Origin of the sequence: Streptomyces sp. ERV7 (assembly GCF_001653515.1) — a bacterium.
Taxonomy (GTDB): Bacteria; Actinomycetota; Actinomycetes; order Streptomycetales; family Streptomycetaceae; genus Streptomyces.
Genome location: NZ_LYOY01000088.1, coordinates 1 through 4,097, shown reverse-complemented (window position 1 = coordinate 4,097; position 4,097 = coordinate 1). Strand labels below are relative to the sequence as shown.

Annotated in this window: 5 protein-coding genes; 3 read left to right on the top strand and 2 right to left on the bottom strand. The window is 73.4% G+C overall.

Annotated elements, in window-relative coordinates; all coding sequences use genetic code 11:
• The coding region (locus A8W25_RS33100) for an ABATE domain-containing protein (RefSeq protein WP_199831879.1) at positions 1 to 179 on the bottom strand (179 nt) is incomplete at its 3' end.
• Positions 180 to 307: 128 nt separating this feature from the next.
• On the opposite strand from A8W25_RS33100, the gene A8W25_RS30605 reads away from it, so the two are divergent.
• The 3 genes from A8W25_RS30605 to A8W25_RS30595 all read left to right on the top strand — a co-directional run bounded on the left by A8W25_RS30605 (position 308) and on the right by A8W25_RS30595 (position 3,040).
• Positions 308 to 763 carry a VOC family protein gene (locus tag A8W25_RS30605; RefSeq protein ID WP_067167698.1) on the top strand — a complete coding sequence of 152 codons (456 nt, stop codon included), beginning with the start codon at positions 308 to 310 and terminating at the stop codon, positions 761 to 763.
• A 53-nt stretch (positions 764 to 816) separates the two neighbouring features.
• The gene (locus tag A8W25_RS30600; RefSeq protein ID WP_067167696.1) at positions 817 to 1,698 is read left to right on the top strand and encodes a pyridoxamine 5'-phosphate oxidase family protein; all 882 of its coding nucleotides are present in this window, start codon (positions 817 to 819) and stop codon (positions 1,696 to 1,698) included.
• 136 nt (positions 1,699 to 1,834) lie between these two features.
• The gene (locus A8W25_RS30595) at positions 1,835 to 3,040 is read left to right on the top strand and encodes a serine hydrolase domain-containing protein (RefSeq protein ID WP_079126541.1); all 1,206 of its coding nucleotides are present in this window, start codon (positions 1,835 to 1,837) and stop codon (positions 3,038 to 3,040) included.
• A gap of 19 nt (positions 3,041 to 3,059) precedes the next feature.
• Here A8W25_RS30595 and A8W25_RS30590 read toward each other — a convergent pair.
• Positions 3,060 to 4,097, bottom strand: a 1,038-nt coding sequence (locus A8W25_RS30590) for a hypothetical protein (RefSeq protein ID WP_234386684.1), incomplete at its 5' end; no start/stop codon positions are given.

The window sequence follows — 4,097 nt, the reverse complement described above, 5'->3', positions numbered from 1 at the left end:
GCGAATGCGGCCGCGTCGGCGGGGAAGCGCGCGTCGAGGCCGGTGGTGGCGAGCCACACGGCGAGCCCGTCGGCCGAGGCCAGCAGGTCCTGGCGCTCCCCGTCGTGCATCCAGCGCGTGTTCAGCAGGTCGAGGGAGACGGGCTCTCCGGTGAGCGGACGCGGGTCGGGCGCGGACATCCCGGACTCCTCTCGTGCGGCGGTGCTAACCACTAAAGGTTACGTGACCGGTTGCATCTCACGCACCTAACCTCTAATCTCGAATTAAGAGGTTAGAAGAGACGACCTCGCTCGGGAAGGGGACCGCCATGACGGCGACCAGTACGTTCCGCACCGGCCACATCGGCCTCAATGTGACCGACCTCGACCGCTCCCTCGGCTTCTACCGCGACCTGCTCGGCTTCGAGGTCCTCTCCGAGGGCAAGGAGGACGGCCGCCGCTTCGCCCTCCTCGGCCGCGAAGGGCAGCTCTCGCTCACCCTGTGGCAGCAGGCGGGCGGCGGCTTCGCCCCGGACCGCGCCGGGCTGCACCACCTCGCCTTCGCCGTGGACACGATCGAAGAGGTGAAGGCGTACGAGGGTGAACTGCGCACGCACGGCGTGGAGTTCGCGTACGAGGGGATCGTCGCCCACCGCGAGGGCGCGGCCTCCGGCGGCATCTTCTTCCACGACCCGGACGGCATCCGTCTGGAGATCTCCTCGCCGCTGGGCGCCGAGACGGCTCCCGCGCCCGTCGCTGCCGCCCCCACCTGCGGCTTCTTCTAGAACAGGGCTGTTCCAGGACGGAGCGGCACCGCACAGGACAGGAGGTCGGTCCGATGACCGCGCCCACCCCGTACCACCCCGGGTCCCGGGCCGTGCAGGACCGCGTCGGCGTCCGGGAGGCCGCCGACCACGTCGGGCGCGCCATCGGCCCCGGCATCCGTCCGGTCGCCGCCGCCTTCCTCGAACTCCAGCCGATGCTGGTGCTCGGGGCGGCGGACGGGGGCGGCCGGATGTGGGCCTCGCTGCTCACCGGGCGCCCCGGCTTCGTCCGGGCCACCGGCCCCCACCAGATCTCGGTCGTGGGCCGCCCCGCCGGGAGCGACCCCCTCGCCGGGGTGCTCGCGGCCGGGGAGAGCCCCGTCGGCACGATCGCGCTCGACCCGCGCACCCGGCGCCGGATGCGGCTGAACGGCACGGCCCGCCCGACCCCGCGCGGCCTGGCCGTCGTGGCCGAGCAGGTCTTCTCGAACTGCCCCAAGTACCTCCAGCACCGCGAGATCGAGGCGTACGCGCCCGACGGGGCCGGTGCCGTGCGGCGCGGCGAGCGACTCACCCCCGACCAGGAGGAGTTCGTCCGCGCCGCCGACACCTTCTTCATCGCCACGGCCGCCCCCGACGGCGTGGATGCCAGCCACCGGGGCGGCAACCCCGGCTTCGTACACGTCACTTCCCCCACCCGCCTGGAGTGGCGCGACTACCCCGGCAACTCCATGTTCCTCACCCTCGGCAACCTGGAGGCCGACCCGCGCGCCGGACTGCTCTTCGTGGACTGGCGGGACGGCGCCACGCTCCAGCTCTCGGGCACGGCCCGCACGCTGTACGCGGCGGGGGAGCGCACGGTCCGGTTCACGGTCGAGCGCACGGTGTGGTCCGAGGCGGCGAGCCCGCTGCGGTGGTCCGCGCCCACCTACTCGCCCGCCAACCCGCCCCGGTGAAACGGTGATTGGGCTGAGCCGGGGATCCGGCTGAAATCCGCTCAACCCCGCCCCCGCCGGGCAACTCGTCCGGCGGGGGCGGAGTCCCCTGTGCCGACGGCCCCGCCACGGGCGCCGCGGGCGACAGGGAGAGCGCATGTCGGTACGTACGGGCAGGAGAGTCAGGACCGCCGTCCTCGGGGTGGTCGTCGCCGCCGGGGTCACCGCGACCCTGTGCGTGGCCCCGGCCTCCGCGCGGGAGGCGGCGCCCGCGACCCATCGGGCCACGCAGCAGGCCATGGACGCGGCCGTGCGCGACGGCGTGCCGGGCGTCGTGGGGACGGCCCAGGACGGGGGGCGCGTCTGGAACGGGGACGCGGGCGTCGCCGATCTGCGCACCGGGCGCGAGCGGCGGAGCGAGGACCGCTACCGGATCGGCTCCCTCACCAAGACGTTCGTGGCCACCGTCGTCCTCCAGCTCGAAGCCGAGGGCACACTGAGCCTGGACGACACCGTCGAGCACTGGCTGCCGGGCGTGGTGCGGGGCAACGGCAACGACGGCACGAAGATCACTCTGCGTCAGCTGCTGAACCATACGAGCGGCATCTCCAACTACACGGCGGACGAGGCCTTCGGGCAGCGGATCTTCAGCGTCGACTTCCTCCGGCACCGCTACGACACCTACACCCCCCGGCAGTTGGTGGACATCGCCATGGGCCACCGGCCGGACTTCGAGCCGGGCACCTCCTGGCACTACTCCAACACCAACTTCATCCTGGCCGGAATGGTGATCGAGAAGGCCACCGGCCACTCCTACGCCACCGAGATCGAGCGCCGCGTCCTGCGCCCGCTGCACCTGCGCTCCACCACGCTGCCGGGCACCGACGCCCGGATGCCGAAGCCCAGCGGCCGGGCCTACTCCAAGCTGTCACCGGAGACGGCCGGCAGGACGTACGACGTCACCGCGCTCAACCCGTCGATGGCGGGCTCGGCCGGTGAGATGGTGTCGGACTCGGCCGATCTGAACCGCTTCTACCGGGCCCTGCTGACCGGGAAGCTGCTGCCGCAGCGCCAGCTGACGGAGATGACCACCACCGTGCCGGTGGGCCCCGGGGCCCCCGAAAGCCGCTACGGACTGGGTCTGATGACGAGCAAGCTGCCCTGCGGCACCGAGGTCTGGGGCCACGACGGCGGGATCCACGGCTCCTCGTCGGTGGCGCTCACGACGAAGGACGGCCGCCATTCGCTGGCGTTCAACTTCAACAACGACTGGTCGGGCGACGCCGTGGCGGTCGTGCTCGCCGAGTTCTGCGGCACCGCACCGGCGGCGGGGCCCGCCGAGCCCGTCCACGCCCTCAAGTGACCTGGTGGTGCTTGCCCGTTCACCGGGGGAGCACCACCACATACGCGGCGGGCTCCCGGTCCGCCGAGGCCATCAGGGCGGTGCGGACCACGGTCGCCTGCTGCTCCATCGTCTCGCGCAGCTTCCTGGGCGTGAGGTGGACGACGGTGATCCCCAGCCGCTCCAGCGTCTCGCGCTTGTGCGTGTACTCGCACCACAGCTGGTCCTCCTCGTCCTCGTCGCGCGGCCGTCCCTGGCGCGGCGCCCGGGTGTCGAGCTCCACCGCCACCGCCTGGTCCGGCCAGTACGCGTCCACGCCCCCGATGTGCGGCCCGCCCGGCAGCCGCAGGTCCACGTTCCACAGCGGGTCGGGCAGATCGTGGGTGCGCACCATCTGGTAGAGGCGGTTCTCCGCGATGGCCCGCCCCTCGGCGAGCAGCGAGTCCACCGCGTCCACCACATGCGCCCGCGTCAGCAGCCGCGCCTGCGTCAACTCCCGTACGAGGGCGGCCGGTTCGCAGTGCCCGCCGCGTACGGCCTCGGTGAGCAGCCGGCGTACCGCGTGCGCGTCGGTGAGCTGGGCCACCGCGTCCGCGAGCGCCCTCGGGACCGGCGCCACCGGCACCCCGGCCACCGGCTCGGGGACCGGCATCACATGCGCCCGCACCAGCCGCACACAGCCGGTCGAGCGCAGCCGCCGGGTGCGCGGCACCAGGACGTCGATCCGGTCGAGCGAGAGCAGCGGGGGAGCGGAGGAGAAGCGGTGCAGGGCGAGCGCGGCGAGCCCGGTGACGATCGCGTCGGTGGGTGCCGCGTGCGCCTGGCCCTGGACCGGGATCGCCTTGGCGCGCTCGGGGACCGGGCGCCCCGCGTACAGCAGGGCCGCGTGCAGCCGCTCCTCGCTGGTGGGCGGTCCCGGGTGCAACACATAGACGCCGGGCAGCAGTTGCTGCCAGGGGCCCCCGGGTCGGCACTGGGCCGCGGCGCTGGCGGCCGGGACGCCGTGGGCGCGCAGCTGGGCCGTCGAGTACACGCGCCGGTGCACGTCGGTGAGGTGGCTGAGGGGGCGCGGGGAGAG

Bases quoted from the DNA above. Each gene is read 5' to 3' on its own strand.
- A8W25_RS30605 (WP_067167698.1), top strand. From the start codon at position 308: ATGACGGCGACCAGTACGTTCCGCACCGGCCACATCGGCCTCAATGTG.
- A8W25_RS30600 (WP_067167696.1), top strand. From the start codon at position 817: ATGACCGCGCCCACCCCGTACCACCCCGGGTCCCGGGCCGTGCAGGAC.
- A8W25_RS30595 (WP_079126541.1), top strand. From the start codon at position 1,835: ATGTCGGTACGTACGGGCAGGAGAGTCAGGACCGCCGTCCTCGGGGTG.